Source organism: Enterobacter sp. GER_MD16_1505_Eko_090, from assembly GCF_003331015.1.
Lineage (GTDB): Bacteria > Pseudomonadota > Gammaproteobacteria > Enterobacterales > Enterobacteriaceae > Enterobacter > Enterobacter roggenkampii.
The window spans coordinates 65469-82220 of the sequence record NZ_PUQF01000021.1 but is presented as its reverse complement, the minus strand read 5'-3'; the positions used below and the strand labels follow the sequence as shown (position 1 = coordinate 82220).

Sequence of the window (16752 nt, the reverse complement as noted above, 5' to 3'; positions counted from 1 at the left end):
GCGCTTCGCTTACCCGGCCTACATTTCGCCCCGTAGGCCGGGTAAGCGAAGCGCCACCCGGCGTTTATTCCTCAGCCCTGTAAGCCGAGTAAGGCGCAGCCGCCACCCGGCGATTCCCCCTCAGGAGACAATCTATGCAACAACAGTGGTCTGCAGTTGATAATTTCATGATTTCGTCGCTTATTCCTGACGATGACGTACTGAATCAGGTGCTGGAAAACAACAAACGCGCCGGGCTGCCTGAACATGATGTCGCGGCCAATCAGGGGCAGCTGCTGGCGCTGTTCGTGCGCATGACGCAGGCAAGACGCATTCTTGAGATCGGGACGCTGGGCGCCTACAGCTCAATCTGGATGGCGCGCGCGCTGCCCCCGGACGGTAAGCTGATTACGCTTGAGGCCGATCCCACGCATGCCCGCGTTGCGCGCGAGAATATTCAGCTTGCGGGGTTAAACGAACGCATTGAATTAATTGAAGGCCCGGCGCTGAGCTCGCTGGAGAATTTCGGCGAGGTTCCGCCGTTCGACCTGATCTTTATTGATGCCGATAAGCCGAACAATCCCGGCTATCTGGAATGGGCGCTGCACTACTCCCGCCCCGGTACGGTAATTATCGGCGATAACGTGGTCCGTGATGGCGAAGTCATTAACGGCCAAAGCGACGACGCGCGCGTGCTGGGCGTGCGGCGTTTTATTGAGATGATGGGCGATAACCCGCGCTTAACCGCCACCGCGCTGCAAACGGTGGGGATTAAGGGATGGGATGGGTTTACGCTGGCGATTGTAGAACGATAACCAGCCGGGTGGCGGCTTTGCCTTACCCGGCCTACATTTCGCACTCGTAGGCCCGGTAAGCGCAGCGCCACCGGGCAAGGGTTTAACCTGAAATCTGCTCCATCGCCTGCAGAATACGCTTATCCGAAATCGGATACGGCGTACCGAGCTGCTGGGCAAAGAAGCTGACGCGCAGCTCCTCGATCATCCAGCGGATCGCCTGCACGTCTTCATCGTCGCGGCGCGCTGGCGGCAGCTTGTTCAGCCACTGCTGCCACGCCTGCTGCACGCTCTCCACTTTCAGCATCTGCGCGCGGTCGCGGTGCGGGTCGATAGCCATCTTCTCCAGCCGTTTTTCAATCGCCTGCAGATAGCGCAGCGTATCGCCAAGACGGCTAAAGCCGTTGCCGGTGACAAAGCCGCGGTAAACCAGCCCCGCCATCTGCGCCTTCACGTCCGACAGACCCAGCGCCATGGTCATATCCACGCGCCCTTTCAGACGCTTGTTGATATTGAACACGGTGGTGAGGATCTGCTCGACCTGTTTGGCAATCTCCACCACGGTGTCGTTCAGCTCCGCACGCACCTTCTCGTGAAGCTGAGCAAAGCCCTCTTCCGTCCAGACCGGGCCGCCCGCCTCGTGGATCAGTTTGTCCACGCCGCAGGAGATGCAGTCGTCAATCAGATCCAGCACCTTGCCGTACGGGTTAAAGTAGAGCCCCAGCTTGGCCTTGTTCGGCAGCTTCTCGTGCAGATACTTGATCGGCGACGGGATGTTGAGCAGCAGCAGGCGACGCAGCCCGCGCCACATCATCTGCTGCTGTTCCTGCGGGTTATCAAACAGTTTGATCGCCACGCTGTCGCGCTCGTCCACCAGCGCAGGCCAGGCTTTCACCTTATAGTTGCCGCGCTTCTGCTCGTAGCTTTCCGGAAGCTGGCCAAAGCTCCAGATGTGCAGCCCGCTCTGCTCGATGCCGTCGTCGGCCACCGCAGAGAGCGTCTCCTGGACTTTGCCTTTCAGCGCCTCTTTCAGCTCGCTCAGCGAACGCCCTTCCAGCAGCTTTTTGTTTTTATCGTCCACCACGCGGAAGGTGATTTTCAGGTGATCGGGCACCTGATCCCAGTTCCAGTCGTCGCGGTCGATGGTGGTGCCGGTCATGCGGCGGAACTCGCGCTCCAGCGCGTCCAGCAGCGGCAGCTCCAGCGGCGTGACGCGGCCCAAAAACGCTTCCGCATAGTTCGGCGCAGGCACAAAGTTGCGGCGCACCGGTTTCGGCAGGGATTTGATCAGCGCAATCACCAGCTCGCGGCGCAGGCCGGGGATTTGCCACTCGAACCCGCTCTCGTCGACCTGGTTTAACAGCGGCAGCGGAATGTGGACGGTCACGCCATCCGCGTCGGCCCCCGGCTCAAACTGATAGGTCAGCCGCAGCTTGAGGTTGCCCTGATGCCAGAAGTTCGGGTAGTCGAGCTTGCTGACCGACTCCGCCCCCTCTTTAATCAGCATGCTCTTTTCGAAGTTGAGCAGGTCCGGCGTCTCTTTGCTGGCCTTCTTCCACCAGCTGTCGAAGTGGCGGGCGGAAATCACATCGTGGCTGATGCGCTGGTCGTAAAACTCGAACAGCGCCTCGTCGTCCACCAGAATGTCGCGGCGGCGGGACTTGTGCTCAAGTTCCTCCACTTCCGCGCGCAGCTTCAGGTTTTCGCGGAAGAAGGCGTGGCGCGTCTGCCAGTCTCCCTCCACCAGCGCGTGACGGATAAACAGCTCGCGGCTGAGCGCCGGATCGATCTGGCTGTAGTTGACCTTGCGCGCGGCGACCACCGGCAGGCCGTATACGGTCACTTTTTCGGTCGCCATCACCGCGCCCTGAGCGCGCTCCCAGTGCGGTTCACTGTACGAGCGCTTAAGCAGATGTTGCGCCACCGGCTCCACCCATTCCGGATCGATACGGGCGGCAATGCGTCCCCACAGGCGGCTGGTTTCCACCAGCTCGGCAACCATGGTCCATTTCGGCGGCTTCTTGAACAGGCCAGAACCCGGGAAGATGGCGAAACGGGCGTTGCGCGCGCCGGTATACTCCTGCTTCTCGGCGTCCTTCATCCCAATGTGGGACAGCAGGCCGGTCAGCAGCGCGATATGGATTTCGCGGTACTCCGCCGGTTCGCTGTTCACCGGAATGCCCAGCTCTTTCACCACCTGGCGAAGCTGGGTATAGATATCCTGCCACTCGCGCACGCGCAGGTAGTTGAGGAAATCCACCCGGCACTGGCGGCGGAACTGATTCGAAGAGAGCGCCTTCTGCTGCTCGCCGAGGTAGTTCCACAGGTTCACGAAGGCGAGGAAATCGGACTCTTTGTCGTGGAAGCGACGGTGCTTTTCGTCCGAGGCCTGCTGTTTGTCCATCGGACGCTCGCGCGGATCCTGAATGGAGAGCGCCGAGGTAATGATCATCGCCTCGCGCACGCAGCCGTGCTTTTGCGCTTCCAGCACCATACGCGCCAGGCGCGGGTCGACCGGGAGCTGGCTGAGCTGGCGGCCCAGCGGCGTCAGCTTATAGACCGTCGCCTGCTCGTCGGTGGTAATCGCCCCGAGCTCTTCCAGCAGACGCACACCGTCCTGAATGTTGCGCTTATCCGGCGCTTCGACGAACGGGAACGCCGCGATGTCGCCCAGCCCCAGGGCGGTCATCTGCAGGATAACGGACGCCAGGTTGGTGCGCAGAATTTCCGGGTCGGTGAACTCCGGGCGCGACAGGAAATCGTCTTCGGAATAGAGACGAATGCAGATCCCTTCCGACACGCGGCCGCAGCGGCCCTTACGCTGGTTAGCAGAAGCCTGAGAGACCGGCTCAATCGGCAGCCGCTGAACCTTCGTGCGGTAGCTGTAGCGGCTGATGCGCGCCGTGCCCGGATCGATCACGTATTTAATACCCGGCACGGTGAGCGAGGTTTCCGCCACGTTGGTCGCCAGAACGATACGGCGTCCGCTGTGCGGCTGGAAGACGCGGTTCTGTTCGCTGTTGGACAGGCGGGCATACAGCGGCAGGATCTCCGTGTGGCGCAGGTCGCGCTTGCTGAGCGCATCGGCGGTGTCGCGGATTTCGCGCTCGCCGCTCATGAAGATCAGGATGTCGCCCGCGCTTTCGTTACCCAGCTCGTCAACGGCATCAAAAATAGCCTGCAGCTGGTCGCGCTCGGTATCATCCGCCTCTTCCACAATCGGGCGATAGCGCACTTCAACCGGATACGTGCGTCCCGACACTTCAATAATCGGCGCATTGTTGAAGTGCTTCGAGAAGCGTTCCGGGTCGATGGTCGCGGAGGTGATGATCACTTTCAGATCCGGGCGACGCGGCAGCAGCTCTTTCAGGTAGCCGAGCAGGAAGTCGATGTTCAGGCTGCGCTCGTGCGCTTCGTCAATGATGATGGTGTCGTACTGCATCAGCAGGCGATCCTGCTGAATTTCCGCCAGCAGAATACCGTCGGTCATCAGCTTGACCATGGTGTTATCGCTCACGTGGTCGCTGAAGCGCACCTTGTAGCCGATGCAGCCGCCCGGCTCCGTCTGCAGCTCTTCGGCAATACGGTTCGCGACGGTACGCGCCGCCAGACGACGCGGCTGGGTATGGCCAATCAGGCCTTTTATCCCGCGGCCCAGCTCCATACAGATTTTCGGCAGCTGGGTGGTTTTCCCCGAACCGGTTTCACCCGCGACAATCACCACCTGGTGGTCGCGTACGGCCTCAAGAATGTCCTGTTTCTTCTGGCTGACGGGCAGGTTTTCCGGGTAGGTAATTGCCGGGCGCGCAGCTTCGCGCAGCACAACCTTCCCTGCCGCCTGTTCAATCTCTTTCGCCATCTCCTGGTAAATGGCCTGTTGAGCATCAGGATTTTTAACCTTCTTGACGCCGTGCAGACGGCGGGCGAAGCGCTGTTTATCGCGCAGCGTCAGAGAATCGAGCTGTTGCAGGAGCATCGGGAAGGTGAATTTTTGTTGTTCTGTCATAGCGTTAAAGGGCAGTACACGCCCTGTTAAACTCTCTTTTTAATGATTGCTATAGAGTACCACACTGACGCCTTTCGTGCCTTATTCAAAAAATTCGAACATAGGCTTCGATATATTGCGCTATCTCTGTGGCAGGATTGTGAATAGAGTGTCAACAAGCAACGGGGCAACCCCCTTCAATCAAATGCAACAACAGGAATCACCCATGAGCAAAGTATTAGTTTTGAAATCCAGCATTCTGGCAGGGTACTCTCAGTCTGGTCAGCTGTCTGATTACTTCGTTGAACAGTGGCGTGAACAGCATTCTGCTGACGAAATCACCGTGCGTGACCTGGCTGCAAACCCCATTCCTGTGCTCGATGGCGAGCTGGTTGGCGCGCTGCGCCCAAGCGATGCACCGCTGAGCCCGCGTCAGCAGGAAGCGCTGGCCCTGTCCGACGAGCTGATTGCTGAGCTGCAGGCGCATGACGTTATCGTCATCAACGCCCCAATGTACAACTTCAACATCCCAACCCAGCTGAAGAACTACTTCGACCTGGTGGCGCGCGCTGGCGTAACCTTCCGTTACACCGAGAACGGCCCGGAAGGTCTGGTGAAAGGCAAGCGTGCGATCGTACTGACCAGCCGTGGCGGTATCCATAAAGACACCCCAACCGACCTGGTTGCGCCGTACCTGAGCCTGTTCCTGGGCTTCATCGGCATCACTGACGTGAACTTCGTGTTCGCGGAAGGTATCGCTTACGGTCCTGAAGTGGCGACCAAAGCGCAGACCGACGCGAAAGCCGCCATCGACAGCCTGGTTGCAGCGTAAGACTTCACCCTCTCACCGCCCGGTGGGAGGGTTTTTCTTTTCCCCCGCATTTCGCTATCATCCGCTCCCACTCTCCAGCCGGGCGGCCTGATGTCTGCGATCATTGATTCTTTTATTGCCCCACCGTGTCACGATGACATTCATATCCTCTGGCAGGATGAACATCTGCTGCTGATCGACAAGCCTTCCGGCCTGCTCAGCCTCTCGGGCAAAAATCCGCAAAACCTTGATTCCGTCCACTATCGTCTGGTTCAGGCGTTCCCGGGCTGCACGCTGGTGCACCGTCTGGATTTTGGCACGTCCGGGCTGATGGTGGTTGCGCGCAATAAGGCCATCAACGCAGCGCTGTGCCAGCAGTTTAGCCAGCGCAGCGTGGAGAAAGTCTACAGCGCCCTGCTTTGCGGCCACGTGGAAAATGATGAAGGGGTTATTGACGCCCCGATTGCCAAAGACCCGGCGCTGTTCCCGCTGATGTCGATCTGCGCCATTACCGGTAAACCCGCCCGCTCCCGCTACCAGGTCGTGGAACGGTTTTATCAGGGGGCGGGATTACCGTTAACGCGGGTGAAACTGATCCCGGAGACCGGGCGAACCCATCAGCTGCGCATTCACTGCCAGCAGCTGGGGCACCCGATTCTGGGTTGCGATCTGTATGGCGGTCTTGACGTGCCGGGCGCTGAAGACGCGCCCCGGCTGATGCTGCATGCCTGCGAGCTGAATTTTATTCATCCCGTGAGCGGCGAGCCGGTTAACGCCCGCCACGCCGCCCCGTTCTGAATGTGGTTTACCACATCAAATCGTCAGGGATTTTGAAGTCCGCGTACGGATCGTCTTCGTCCTGCTCTTCCTGGCTGAGCGCGCTGTTTAACACGATGCTGTCGGCATCGCGCTGGGCAATTTTATCGGCCACTACCGCCGGGATAATCGCGTATTCACAGTCGCCGCTGGCGTTGATGACCAAGCGGGCAATCGCCAGACGGCCGTTGATCAGCTGAGCCTGGGTTTGCTTGTCCACCTCGATTTTTTTGATCAGATTACCGTCGGTGAAGTTAAAGGTAATGTTGCCCCTTGCGACGGTGATGCGGTTCATCTCGATCAGCTGCTTCACCTGCGCCTTAAACTCTTTCGCCAGCACGGCCTGCTTCTGCTGCTCGCTCAGCAGCTTGTCACGCTCGATCTGGGCCTTCTTGTTCTCTTCTACCGCTTCCCGAGCCTCACGCGCCTGAACGCGTGATTTCTTTGCCGTGCGCTGCACTTTCGCCGCTTTCTTGCTGCTGACGAGGCCCGCTTTCAGCATCTGCTCTTGTAAGGTGAGTTTTGTCATGATTGTTTCTAAACCGGTTGGAAATTTTGGGGATTATAGCGGGAATTGCGGAGCGTGTGCCAGAGAAGCAGGCATGGCGTTTTGCTGCCGGAGTCTGGTTCATTCTTCATGCAGCTTCTACGAATGGTAATGCGTGAATAGTGGTTAAAAATTACCAGGTCATTTTCTTAAAAAATGAGCCGTTCATAAATATGATGTGAGGTTTATATCTGTACCCACTACAGGCGTTGGTATATTCATAGCGCATTTCAGGAGACTGTGATTTACATTTTTTGTCTGCTTCTATTCATGAACAGCACTGAATTGTTAAAAATTCACTGTGTTCATCGGTTGATTTTTAAACTGTCGAGGCGGAGAATCCACACAAAAATAAAGGATAAGGATTTCATATGTTTCGACTCTACAGGTCACATGAATTAACACGGCGATTAGACCCTGAAGATTTTCAATATATTCTGACGCCTGCGGGCTCGCTGAGAGAGGCATGTATTTATTACGATCTCTCTTATGAAGCGAACGGTCACAGTCTTACTTTTGGTCTCCCCAAGAAAAAATATAGCGTATCCCCACATCAAAGACCGTATGAACGCAGGTATCGCAGCGACGCAGATCCCATTTATGACGAAGTAAAACACGAGCTGAAAATTGGTTGGCTTGTTGGTGTGGATACCTCCAGGCGCTGGAGCAGCGACCGGAACCCGTTTTATATCGACAATAACGGCGAGCTAATTTTTACCCCTACTTCCTCATCGTGGCATGCATGGTATAAGGACGAAATCCTGAGTGCCTACCGGCACGTTATTGCCGATCGGCAAGGCAGGAAGCCCGCTCCTACTCAACGGATGCATTATGATTATTACGCGCCAACCTCTGCACCGTCGGAGAAAACGCTGAACAGTAAAGCTGTGGGTCGTCTGCTCGCCGCTGGTGGTATTTATAACGGCAATATTACAGGGTTTCATGAAACCGCGCTGCAGCTTGGCGGAGATGCTCCAGCAGGTTATGAGCAAGTCATGAACAACAAAGGGTTAATCATTGCGAGCGCCTCCGTTGCGGCAGGATTAACAATGGGCAGGTTAAATCCTTTAAGCGAAATAGATGAAATATCGGGGCTCAGTAAAATACCAGCATTTGAGAGCCCATATGTAAAAGGTTTCACCTCTCAGAGCGGCACACTAGTGAATGCTGAACACGCGGTTGTCGACCCGAAAAAACTCGCGGCTTATGCTTTAGATTCAACACATCCTACTGGAGGACACAAAGCCCGAGTGTTTGAGTCAGCGCTGGGATACAACCCAACTAATGCAGATGTTTTAGCCGCAAGAATTCAGGACGGCGTATTATTGGCCCCAGCAAAAGTTTTGCAGGCAAATAGTTACGGTCAAACAATGGCTGTCGAAATGCCCATTTTAGGCGTCAACGGTGAAACAGCAATCGTGCGTACTGGCTGGATGTATGAAACAGACGCGTTAGTTCCTCGCCTGACAACCCTATTCGTTAAATGAGAAAATACAAATGAAAAGAGCCGAATTAGACGTTGTGGTTTTAGGAGAGGATTTACCGAATGAAGGGCTGGTAAAAGGGACTATTGGTACGATTGTTATGGTTTTCAATACCCCGACGCTGGCCTATCTTGTCGAGTTTTGCGACGAAGAAGGAAGAACAATAGCAATGCCTGCTTTGCTTCCCGCTCAGTTGAAGAGTTATTTCACCCCAAATATCCTTAAAACATTGCTGGTTGACAATAATTTCCCCGTAGCGAACCCAGTAGATCCAGACGTAATAGCAGATTTGATGCGCAACGCCGCCCCTGCTGAATGGGATGCTCAGAAGAGAAGAGTTTACGAGGATATCCAACGCCTGATGATTAACCGGCTGGACTACTCTGGTATGTTCGAAATCATGGATGGACTTGAGTATAACGGTTTGACGCTGTACAGCCTGGCGCAGGCGGAAAACGGTGAACCCGTATGGTCGAATATCTACATTCGAAACGTTGAAATACGTGACAACGACATCTATGTTGATCCAAACCTTACTGACAAGGTACTCATTGGTGAAGATGCTATGTCCGTGTTTGCCTACAACTTCAAAGATGACTGTTTCGAGATCCGTGATAAGGCATCGACCGAATTTGCCATTGAATCACATGTTAACTTCAGCGAAATGTTGTCCGCGCTGATTGATACAATGAACTGAAATCCGCAACATCCATTGCTGGTTGTAATTGCAACCAGCCTATTTCTTCCCAGCGCCGCCTGAACAATCACGAAGCAGATAACCATCGCAGTCCGTTCATGAACTTCCCTCATGTTGCATTGAAATTAAGTCACTTCCCCTGCGCCACGGGCTCAGGCATAAATTATGCATTGGTAACTTCTTAGCAACATGAACTTAGGATGCATAACCACAATGAGCAAAGCTTTCACATATACCCTTAAGCGCAGTTGCTTCGATGAGAATTACAACCCGTCAGAAAATACGCGTACGACCACCAACTTCGCCAACCTGGCGCGCGGGGAAAAACGTCAGGAGAATCTGCGCAATACCCTGGTGATGATCAACAACCGCTTTAACGCCTTAGCGTGTTGGGATAACCCAAACGCCGATCGCTATGCGGTTGAGCTTGAAATCATCTCTGTCGATTTGAATATTGGCGCGGAAAAGCCGTTCCCGGCCATTGAGATACTGCAAACCACCATTGTCGACAAGAAAAACAACCAGCGTATCCCTGGCATCGTCGGGAATAACTTCTCGTCTTACGTGCGGGATTATGATTTCAGCGTGCTGCTGCTGGAGCACAACAAGAACCAGCAGCACTTCAGCATTCCGGAAAAATTTGGCGAACTGCACGGCAATATCTTCCGCCATTTTGTGAGTTCACCTGAATACAAAGAGAACTTCACAAAAGGACCGGTGATTTGCCTGAGCGTCTCCAGCAAAGATACCTATCGCCGCACCGGTAACCAGCACCCCGTACTGGGCGTTGAGTACCAGCCGGATGGCGAATCGCTTACGGAGCAGTACTTCGCGAAGATGGGCCTGAGCGTGCGCTACTTCATGCCGGAACACAGCGTGGCGCCGTTCGCGTTCTTCTTTACCGGGGATTTGCTGAGTGATTACACCGACCTCGAACTGATCGCCACCATCAGCACGATGGAGACGTTCCAGAAGATCTATCGCCCGGAAATTTATAACGCCAACTCGGCGGCGGGACTGTGCTACCGACCGGATCTGAACCAGCAGGATCACTCCTTAACCAAAATTGTGTATGACCGGGAAGAGCGAAGCCGCCTGGCGATTGAACAGGGTCGGTTTACCGAAGAGTACTTTATTAAGCCTTACAAACACATTCTTGAGCAGTGGTCTGATAACTACACGCTTTAATACATTAAAAAAGGTCTTTTATTATGAAAACATTGCTCCCGACTTCAACGGCTGGCAGCCTGCCTAAGCCGACCTGGCTTGCGCAACCTGAAACGCTCTGGTCACCCTGGAAATTGCAGGATCAGGAACTGCTGGCAGGCAAGCAGGATGCGCTGCGCCTGTCTCTGGATGAGCAGATCCGCGCGGGAATCGATATCGTCAGCGACGGGGAACAGACCCGCCAGCACTTCGTCACCACCTTTATTGAACACCTGAGCGGCGTCGATTTTGAGAACCGCCAGACGGTGCGCATTCGTAACCGCTATGACGCGAGCGTGCCGACCGTGGTCTCCGCCGTCGCGCGCCAGAAACCGGTCTTCGTCGACGATGCAAAGTACCTGCGCCAGCTCACGGACAAGCCGATCAAATGGGCCCTGCCGGGGCCGATGACCATGATCGACACCCTGTACGACGCGCACTATAAAAGCCGCGAAAAGCTGGCCTGGGAATTTGCCAAAATCCTTAACCAGGAAGCGCGAGAGTTAGAGGCCGCAGGCGTGGACATTATCCAGTTCGATGAACCGGCGTTTAACGTCTTTTTTGATGAGGTCAACGACTGGGGCATCGCCGCGCTGGAGCGCGCCATTGAAGGGCTGAAGTGCGAAACCGCGGTCCACATCTGCTACGGCTACGGCATCAAGGCCAATACCGACTGGAAAAAGACGCTCGGCTCGGAGTGGCGCCAGTACGAAGAGGCCTTCCCTAAGCTGCAGACCTCTAACATCGACATCATCTCCCTGGAGTGCCACAACTCCCGCGTGCCGATGGATCTGCTGGAGCTGATCCGCGGTAAAAAAGTGATGGTTGGGGCGATCGACGTGGCAACCAACACGGTTGAAACGCCGGAGGAAGTGGCCGATACGCTGCGAAAAGCGCTGCAGTTTGTCGACGCCGACAAGCTCTATCCGTCAACCAACTGCGGCATGGCGCCCCTCTCCCGTCAGGTTGCCAACGGCAAGCTTAGAGCACTCAGCGCTGGCGCAGAAATTATCCGCCAGGAGCTTGGCGCGTAATCCCCTTACGCTGCCAGTACAGCGGCGTACCAAATCGCTCGACGTAATAATCAATCACCGCCCTGACGTTCAGGGGCGGATGTCGGGCATCAGGGTAGATCGCCGCGATAGCCTGTTGTTCCGTAGTGATGGCGCACTCCAGCGCGGGCAGGAGCGGAATCAGCTCACCGCGCTGGAGCGGCTCGCTCACCAGCCAGTCCGGAAACAGCACAATCCCCATCCCTCCCCGCGCCGCAGCCAGCAACGCTTCCGCATTATTCGAGGTCATCAATGGCGTCACGGGATAGTGTGTCCACGCCTCGCCCGCCCTGCGCAACAGCCAGCGGTTAGGCCCTGACGATCCGCGATACACCAGGCAATGATGGCGGTTCAGATCGTCCGGCACTTCTGGCGCACCGTGTTTACGCACGTAGTCTGGCGACGCGGCCAGATGGTACACCTGCTGCCCAAACACCCGCGCGCGAAACGACGAGTCCGTCAGCACGCCAATGCGGAAGATAAGGTCTGCCGCATCCCGGTGGGGGTCAATGAAATCATCGGTCAGCGTCAGCTCTACGCTCAGGCGAGGATAGCGTGCCGACAGGCCGGGAAGTCCTGGGGCTATGTGCTTCTGGCCGAAAAACACCGGTCCGTTAATGCGGATCGCACCGGACGGCTCCACCGCACGCGCGTCCAGCTCCCGGCGCGCCTCTTCCAGGTTTTCCGCCATCGACCGGGCGTAGCGAATAAACAGATGACCGCTTTCCGTGGGAATGACGGCCCGCGTATTGCGATAGAAAAGCTGCTGCCCGAGCGCATCCTCGAGCTGGTGGATCACGCGCGATATCTGCGAGGCCGATATCCCCTGCCGCCGCGCCACGACGGAGAAGTTCTGCGCTTCATACACGTCGATAAAGATCAGCAGCGCGCGGATGTTGATGTTGCTGGCGTCAACCATTAATGCATATCCTGCAAAGGTGTTTCCAGCATTATGGCATTTTTCTCATTGCACAACCCACGTAATCTTCTTCGCCTGAAAACGGAGGAAGAAGAATGCAGTTGGTTTTGATTTTACTGGTGATTGCTGGCGGGATGGGCCTCTCCGTCGAGGCGGGACTGCTGGGCCCCCTGGGGGGAAAAGTCGGGGATTTATGGGCGACGTTCAGCATTTTTGGCGTCGGCGCCGCGCTGACGTTTCTGCTGATGCTGTTTTTCAGCCCGCGCAACAGCCCGTCGTTTTTCGCACAGCCCGGCTGGCAGCTCCTCGGCGGGGTGCTGGGTCCGATCTACGTCGTCATACTGACGCTCGCCACGCCGACTATCGGCATCGCGCTGACGATGATTGGCATTCTGGCAGGTCAGGTTTTTAAAAGCCTGATCATTGACCACTTTGGCCTGCTGGGTACGCCGCACAGGAAGATAAACGCAAGACGCATCGTGGCGCTGGTTTTTATTATTGCCGCACTGGTACTGGTCGCAAAGGGGTAAACACATGACACTGATGATGATAATTCTGGCCATCTGCGGCGGCGCGACGCTGAGCATACAGGCCGCAATTAATGGGCAGCTCGGCAGCAGCGTGGGCGTTTTCAAGAGCGCGTTTCTAACGTTTTCCGTCGGCGCGCTGGTGACCGCCCTGCTCATTTTCTTCTTTGAGCCTAAGCAGGCGGTCACGCTGCTGGACGTGCCGAAATGGCAGCTCCTCGGGGCGATGTTTGGCGTGCCCTATATCGTGATAATGGTGCTCGCCGTACAGCGGATCGGCACCGCCGTCGCCACGGTGGCGGTGATATTCGGCCAGCTCGCCATGAGTATGCTGATTGATAACTTTGGCTGGCTGGGCAATCCCGCCATTTCGTTTTCACCGAGCCGTCTGAGCGCGGTGGTATGCCTGGGGATTGCCTTGTACTTCATCTACTCCAGCAGCAAAACCGGCAGCGTCCGCGACTAAGCTGAGGTCTTACGGGTAAAGAACAGCGTTACCGTGGCGACGGTGACGCCCAGTTTCTTCATCTCGGTTTTATTAAACAGATGGTTCTCATCCTGCAGGTACATCCAGTCGTCAAAATTCAGCAGCCAGGTTTTGCCGTTGGCCTTCACGTTCATGCTGTAATGCCAGTTGAACGCGTTGCCGGCGGCCTGCCCCGTTGCTACCCCTTCAATGTCCCCCGCCGTGCCTTCGTAGCGATCGCTCCCCACGCGGCGGATATGCCAGACCCGCTGCTGCTTCTCGCCGTCGTCGTAAACGAAGTGCTCGTTCAGCGTCAGCGTATCGCCGATAACGTCCCCGGCAATCTCAACGTGAAAGCGGCGGATCTGCTTGCCGCTGCGATCCTGCACCATCCCCCACGCTTCGGTTTTGCCCTGGAAGTAGTGGAAGATATCCAGCCGCGGCTGCTGCTGGCGATACTCGGTCACCTCCGTGCTACAGCCTGCCAGCAGCATCGTCAATGCCAGCGCCATCATCAGGATACGTTTCATTTTTGGCCTCCGATTAACTGCTGACGCAGCTCAGGGTATTGCGTACGAGGGTCGAGCCAGATGGCCAGGAAGCGGGTGCTGAACGCTTCTGACTGACGCGGTCCGAGTGGAATAAAGGCTTTTTGCGCCGCTGACGCGCGATACCAGAACTGCCCCTGCCCGTCGTCGAGCACAAACGCCAGCTGTGCGCCCTGCCGGACATCCGGCCACAGAGAGCGGAGCATCTGTAACCAGGCTTCGCTTCGGGGTTCCCGTTGCAGGATCCCCTGCGCCTGCCACTGGTCGCGGGTCGCCTCGACCAGCTCATCGCGATCGATATCGCGCGCATAGGTAATAATCAGCGCCTGATCCTGGTTCTCCCGACCGTAACGCCCGTCCGGCGTACGCAGCTGGGAGGTATAGACGGTGAACGGCCCCCAGGTGAGCGTGGCGTCACCCACCTTCCGCCACGCCAGCCAGTCGGCGGCCTGAGCAACAGGAACAACCAGCGTCAGACAAAGCAACAAAACCGCAGCTCTCATTTTTGTCTCCCCATCAGCAGGTGGAAAAACAGCATCAACACCAGCCAGCCCGGCGCCATCCAGCTGACGACGATAAAGGTCGGCTCCAGAAACGTGATGGCACCCAGCCGCTCGCCAATCAGGTACGCCACCGGCCCTCCTACGGCGGCCAGCAGGGTGAGCAGCCAGCCGGGCAACGTGGTGGTGCGCGTAAGCTGCGTCCAGACGGTGGCGAACATCAGCCATAATGCCACCATCCATAGCGGCATCAGGGCATCACCCGTGAAGGCGATCAGCCCCGTCAGCGCCCAGAGCGTATCCAGCAAACTGCCCGCCGCGGCCAGCCCAATGGCGTAAAAACGGTATACAGACGGCAAGAGCAGGCACGCGAGGATCGCCAGCGCGAGCCAGATAATCAGGCCCTGTTCGCGAAAGAGCACCACCAGCGCCCAGTAGAGATCGAACGCGACGGCCAGCAGGAAGACCTGAAGATATCGTCTCATACGCGCTCTGCGGTCAGCTGCACCACGCTGATGGTGCGGGCGTTAAACCCGGCTTCACAGTAGCCAAAGTAATAAAGCCACATGCGGCGGAACCGGTCATCAAAGCCGAGCTTTTCAATCTCCTGCCAGGCGTGGACAAAGCGCTGCCGCCAGTGCGCCAGCGTGCGGGCGTAGTCCGGCCCCATGTCGAAGAGATTGCGCACCACGAAATCGGTGTGGCGCGTCATCAGCTCGTTCATCGCGGTGATGCTCGGCAGGAAGCCGCCGGGGAAAATGTAGCGCTGAATAAAATCGACGCTTTTGCTGTAGTCGCGATAGCGCTGGTCCTGAATGGTGATGGCCTGAATCGCCATTCGTCCCCCCGGGCGCAGCCGCGCCTGACAGGTCCGGAAGAATGTAGGCAGATAGCGTTGCCCGACGGCTTCAATCATCTCTATTGAGACCAGCTTGTCGTACTGCCCGGTGAGGTCGCGATAGTCGCAGAGCAGCACCTCAACACGATCCTGCAACCCGGCGCGGGCGATCCGCTCGGTTGCCCAGACGTATTGCTCCTGCGACAGCGTGGTGGTAGTCACCCGACAGCCATAATGACGGGCCGCGTATTCCGCCATCGCCCCCCAGCCGGTGCCGATTTCCAGCAGGTGGTCGGCCTCGCTAAGCGCCAGCTGGTCGCACAGGCGCGCCATTTTGGCCTGCTGAGCCGTCGTGAGATCCTGCTCGTCTGAGGTAAAGAGCGCGCTGGAGTAAAGCAGTTCCCTGTCCAGAAAATGGGCATAGAAGGTGTTGCCCAGGTCGTAGTGGGCGGCAATATTTTCACGCGCCTGCGCGCGGGAGTTACGCCGCGTCCAGTGGCGCAAACGCTCCAGCGGTCGGCCAAGCAGCCGGAACCCTTTCTCAAGACGGCCAAGCACCTCGCCGTTGAGGGCCAGGATTTGCAGAAGCGGCGTGAGCTGCGCGGTTTCCCATTCGCCGTCCATCCAGGCTTCAGCGGCGGCAAGGCTCCCGCCCGTTAAGACGCGCCAGTAGACGGCGGGCGTGAGAATCTGCACGTCGGCGTGCAGCGCGGAGGATGTCTCGCCAAAATGGAAGGTCTGCGCCCCTTCACGCAGGGTGAGCGAACCACCGCGGATGCCGCTTAACAGACGAAACAGCAGCCATCGCGCGAGGCGGACGTTGCGCGGGATATCGGGTTCTAACGCAAAGACGGGATCGGTCATGAGCGTTCACTCCTGCTGACGGGATGGTTATACAGCGGCACGCGCTTGAGCCACAGCCTCAGCGCCTGCCAGTAAATGGCGAAAACGGTTTTTAGGGTCATAAGCGGGATGCGCAGCAGCAGCGCGCGCAGTGCCGGACGGGTCAGCGGCTCCCGGCGCAGGGCGAGCGTGGCGTCGAACACCTTCGCTTCCTGATGATTTTCAATGTGCATATGCAGCGTGTTATCCGGATCGTTGAAGCGCCAGTGGTAGATCATGTCCATCGGGTTGAAGGGGGAAACGTGAAACGCTTTTTCCGTGGGCTGGGCATGTTGCCCGTCGACCGCGTAATAATGACGCTCGTTCCACGGCGTGTTGCGAACCTCCGCCAGTACCCAGCGCAGAGTCCCCTTCCCGTCATAGCAGTAGTAAAAGTTGACCGGGTTAAAATGAAACCCGAAATACCGCAACTGCGTCAGAAGCATGACCCGCCCGTCCGGCCGTTCCCCGGTCAGGCTCTCCAGCCTGCTGAGCACGTTCTCTTTGAGCGGGGTGCCGAGCGGATAGTCCGCGTCATGGAACGCGGCGGCGGCAAAGCGATTGCGGCGCACGCCGACAGACGCCAGCAGCGGCAGCTCATCAAGATCCAGCCAGGCCATAAAGACGCTGTAGCGAAATTCATGGGTTTTCGGCTGAAGGCGGCGGTGGCGCAATACGCCGTGATAGAGGCAGCTGTTCAT

At 57.1% G+C, this 16752-nt stretch carries 17 protein-coding genes; 9 read left to right on the top strand and 8 right to left on the bottom strand.

Annotated features, from left to right (window positions below):
- Positions 1-134 precede the first annotated feature (134 nt).
- Positions 135-794 (top strand): O-methyltransferase, encoded by a 660-nt coding sequence (locus tag C6A40_RS20685; RefSeq protein WP_008502311.1) that lies wholly within the window; start codon positions 135-137, stop codon positions 792-794.
- A gap of 82 nt (positions 795-876) precedes the next feature.
- On the opposite strand, the gene hrpA is transcribed toward C6A40_RS20685, so the two are convergent.
- The gene (hrpA, locus tag C6A40_RS20680) at positions 877-4779 is read right to left on the bottom strand and encodes an ATP-dependent RNA helicase HrpA (RefSeq protein ID WP_045335852.1); all 3903 of its coding nucleotides are present in this window, start codon (positions 4777-4779) and stop codon (positions 877-879) included.
- Between the two features lie 205 nt (positions 4780-4984).
- Here hrpA and azoR point away from each other — a divergent pair, with 205 nt between their 5' ends.
- Positions 4985-5590, top strand: a complete 606-nt coding sequence (gene azoR / locus C6A40_RS20675; RefSeq protein WP_008502313.1) for an FMN-dependent NADH-azoreductase — start codon at positions 4985-4987, stop codon at positions 5588-5590.
- A 90-nt stretch (positions 5591-5680) separates the two neighbouring features.
- Positions 5681-6367: an RluA family pseudouridine synthase gene (locus tag C6A40_RS20670; protein WP_045335854.1), complete on the top strand. Its 687-nt coding sequence runs from the start codon at positions 5681-5683 to the stop codon at positions 6365-6367.
- A 7-nt stretch (positions 6368-6374) separates the two neighbouring features.
- Here C6A40_RS20670 and C6A40_RS20665 read toward each other — a convergent pair whose 3' ends face one another.
- Positions 6375-6914: a DUF2058 domain-containing protein gene (locus tag C6A40_RS20665; protein WP_045335856.1), complete on the bottom strand. Its 540-nt coding sequence runs from the start codon at positions 6912-6914 to the stop codon at positions 6375-6377.
- A 389-nt stretch (positions 6915-7303) separates the two neighbouring features.
- Between C6A40_RS20665 and C6A40_RS20660 the strand changes: the two genes are divergently transcribed.
- The 4 genes from C6A40_RS20660 to C6A40_RS20645 all read left to right on the top strand — a co-directional run bounded on the left by C6A40_RS20660 (position 7304) and on the right by C6A40_RS20645 (position 11353).
- The gene (locus tag C6A40_RS20660) at positions 7304-8419 is read left to right on the top strand and encodes a DUF6883 domain-containing protein (protein WP_045335858.1); all 1116 of its coding nucleotides are present in this window, start codon (positions 7304-7306) and stop codon (positions 8417-8419) included.
- Positions 8420-8429: 10 nt separating this feature from the next.
- Positions 8430-9113 carry a YrhA family protein gene (locus C6A40_RS20655; protein ID WP_025911257.1) on the top strand — a complete coding sequence of 228 codons (684 nt, stop codon included), beginning with the start codon at positions 8430-8432 and terminating at the stop codon, positions 9111-9113.
- Positions 9114-9326: 213 nt separating this feature from the next.
- Complete coding sequence (locus C6A40_RS20650) at positions 9327-10301, top strand: DUF1852 domain-containing protein (RefSeq protein ID WP_045335861.1); 975 nt, start codon at positions 9327-9329, stop codon at positions 10299-10301.
- A 23-nt stretch (positions 10302-10324) separates the two neighbouring features.
- Positions 10325-11353, top strand: coding sequence for a methionine synthase (locus C6A40_RS20645; RefSeq protein WP_045335863.1), 1029 nt, complete (start codon positions 10325-10327; stop codon positions 11351-11353).
- On the opposite strand, the gene C6A40_RS20640 is transcribed toward C6A40_RS20645, so the two are convergent.
- The gene (locus tag C6A40_RS20640; RefSeq protein ID WP_044596386.1) at positions 11328-12290 is read right to left on the bottom strand and encodes a LysR family transcriptional regulator; all 963 of its coding nucleotides are present in this window, start codon (positions 12288-12290) and stop codon (positions 11328-11330) included. The genes C6A40_RS20645 and C6A40_RS20640 overlap by 26 nt on opposite strands.
- A 95-nt stretch (positions 12291-12385) precedes the next feature.
- Here C6A40_RS20640 and C6A40_RS20635 point away from each other — a divergent pair, with 95 nt between their 5' ends.
- Together C6A40_RS20635 and C6A40_RS20630 are read left to right on the top strand one after the other, a co-directional pair.
- Complete coding sequence (locus C6A40_RS20635; protein ID WP_023292486.1) at positions 12386-12820, top strand: DMT family transporter; 435 nt, start codon at positions 12386-12388, stop codon at positions 12818-12820.
- A gap of 4 nt (positions 12821-12824) precedes the next feature.
- Positions 12825-13283 (top strand): DMT family transporter, encoded by a 459-nt coding sequence (locus C6A40_RS20630; protein ID WP_008502322.1) that lies wholly within the window; start codon positions 12825-12827, stop codon positions 13281-13283.
- Here the strand turns inward: C6A40_RS20630 and C6A40_RS20625 are convergent.
- Genes C6A40_RS20625 through C6A40_RS20605 form a run of 5 tightly spaced genes read right to left on the bottom strand, consistent with a single transcriptional unit; the run spans position 13280 to position 16752 of the window.
- Positions 13280-13813, bottom strand: a complete 534-nt coding sequence (locus tag C6A40_RS20625) for a DUF3833 domain-containing protein (RefSeq protein WP_044596384.1) — start codon at positions 13811-13813, stop codon at positions 13280-13282. The two genes, C6A40_RS20630 and C6A40_RS20625, sit on opposite strands and share 4 nt — an antisense overlap.
- Positions 13810-14334 (bottom strand): hypothetical protein, encoded by a 525-nt coding sequence (locus C6A40_RS20620; protein ID WP_045335866.1) that lies wholly within the window; start codon positions 14332-14334, stop codon positions 13810-13812. Before C6A40_RS20620 ends, C6A40_RS20625 begins: the two co-directional genes overlap by 4 nt.
- Positions 14331-14816, bottom strand: a complete 486-nt coding sequence (locus tag C6A40_RS20615) for a DUF2878 domain-containing protein (RefSeq protein ID WP_032651759.1) — start codon at positions 14814-14816, stop codon at positions 14331-14333. Before C6A40_RS20615 ends, C6A40_RS20620 begins: the two co-directional genes overlap by 4 nt.
- Positions 14813-16033 carry an SAM-dependent methyltransferase gene (locus C6A40_RS20610; protein ID WP_045335871.1) on the bottom strand — a complete coding sequence of 407 codons (1221 nt, stop codon included), beginning with the start codon at positions 16031-16033 and terminating at the stop codon, positions 14813-14815. Before C6A40_RS20610 ends, C6A40_RS20615 begins: the two co-directional genes overlap by 4 nt.
- On the bottom strand, positions 16030-16752 hold the full coding sequence (locus tag C6A40_RS20605) for a DUF1365 domain-containing protein (protein WP_008502327.1): 723 nt from the start codon (positions 16750-16752) through the stop codon (positions 16030-16032). Before C6A40_RS20605 ends, C6A40_RS20610 begins: the two co-directional genes overlap by 4 nt.

Excerpts from the sequence above, each read along its gene's own strand:
- C6A40_RS20660 (WP_045335858.1), top strand. The coding sequence starts at position 7,304 with ATGTTTCGACTCTACAGGTCACATGAATTAACACGGCGATTAGACCCT.
- C6A40_RS20655 (WP_025911257.1), top strand. The coding sequence starts at position 8,430 with ATGAAAAGAGCCGAATTAGACGTTGTGGTTTTAGGAGAGGATTTACCG.
- C6A40_RS20615 (WP_032651759.1), bottom strand. The coding sequence starts at position 14,816 with ATGAGACGATATCTTCAGGTCTTCCTGCTGGCCGTCGCGTTCGATCTC.
- C6A40_RS20610 (WP_045335871.1), bottom strand. The coding sequence starts at position 16,033 with ATGACCGATCCCGTCTTTGCGTTAGAACCCGATATCCCGCGCAACGTC.
- azoR (WP_008502313.1), top strand. The coding sequence starts at position 4,985 with ATGAGCAAAGTATTAGTTTTGAAATCCAGCATTCTGGCAGGGTACTCT.
- C6A40_RS20630 (WP_008502322.1), top strand. The coding sequence starts at position 12,825 with ATGACACTGATGATGATAATTCTGGCCATCTGCGGCGGCGCGACGCTG.
- C6A40_RS20605 (WP_008502327.1), bottom strand. The coding sequence starts at position 16,752 with ATGAACAGCTGCCTCTATCACGGCGTATTGCGCCACCGCCGCCTTCAG.
- C6A40_RS20670 (WP_045335854.1), top strand. The coding sequence starts at position 5,681 with ATGTCTGCGATCATTGATTCTTTTATTGCCCCACCGTGTCACGATGAC.
- C6A40_RS20665 (WP_045335856.1), bottom strand. The coding sequence starts at position 6,914 with ATGACAAAACTCACCTTACAAGAGCAGATGCTGAAAGCGGGCCTCGTC.
- C6A40_RS20620 (WP_045335866.1), bottom strand. The coding sequence starts at position 14,334 with ATGAGAGCTGCGGTTTTGTTGCTTTGTCTGACGCTGGTTGTTCCTGTT.
- C6A40_RS20625 (WP_044596384.1), bottom strand. The coding sequence starts at position 13,813 with ATGAAACGTATCCTGATGATGGCGCTGGCATTGACGATGCTGCTGGCA.
- C6A40_RS20645 (WP_045335863.1), top strand. The coding sequence starts at position 10,325 with ATGAAAACATTGCTCCCGACTTCAACGGCTGGCAGCCTGCCTAAGCCG.
- C6A40_RS20685 (WP_008502311.1), top strand. The coding sequence starts at position 135 with ATGCAACAACAGTGGTCTGCAGTTGATAATTTCATGATTTCGTCGCTT.
- C6A40_RS20635 (WP_023292486.1), top strand. The coding sequence starts at position 12,386 with ATGCAGTTGGTTTTGATTTTACTGGTGATTGCTGGCGGGATGGGCCTC.
- hrpA (WP_045335852.1), bottom strand. The coding sequence starts at position 4,779 with ATGACAGAACAACAAAAATTCACCTTCCCGATGCTCCTGCAACAGCTC.
- C6A40_RS20640 (WP_044596386.1), bottom strand. The coding sequence starts at position 12,290 with ATGGTTGACGCCAGCAACATCAACATCCGCGCGCTGCTGATCTTTATC.
- C6A40_RS20650 (WP_045335861.1), top strand. The coding sequence starts at position 9,327 with ATGAGCAAAGCTTTCACATATACCCTTAAGCGCAGTTGCTTCGATGAG.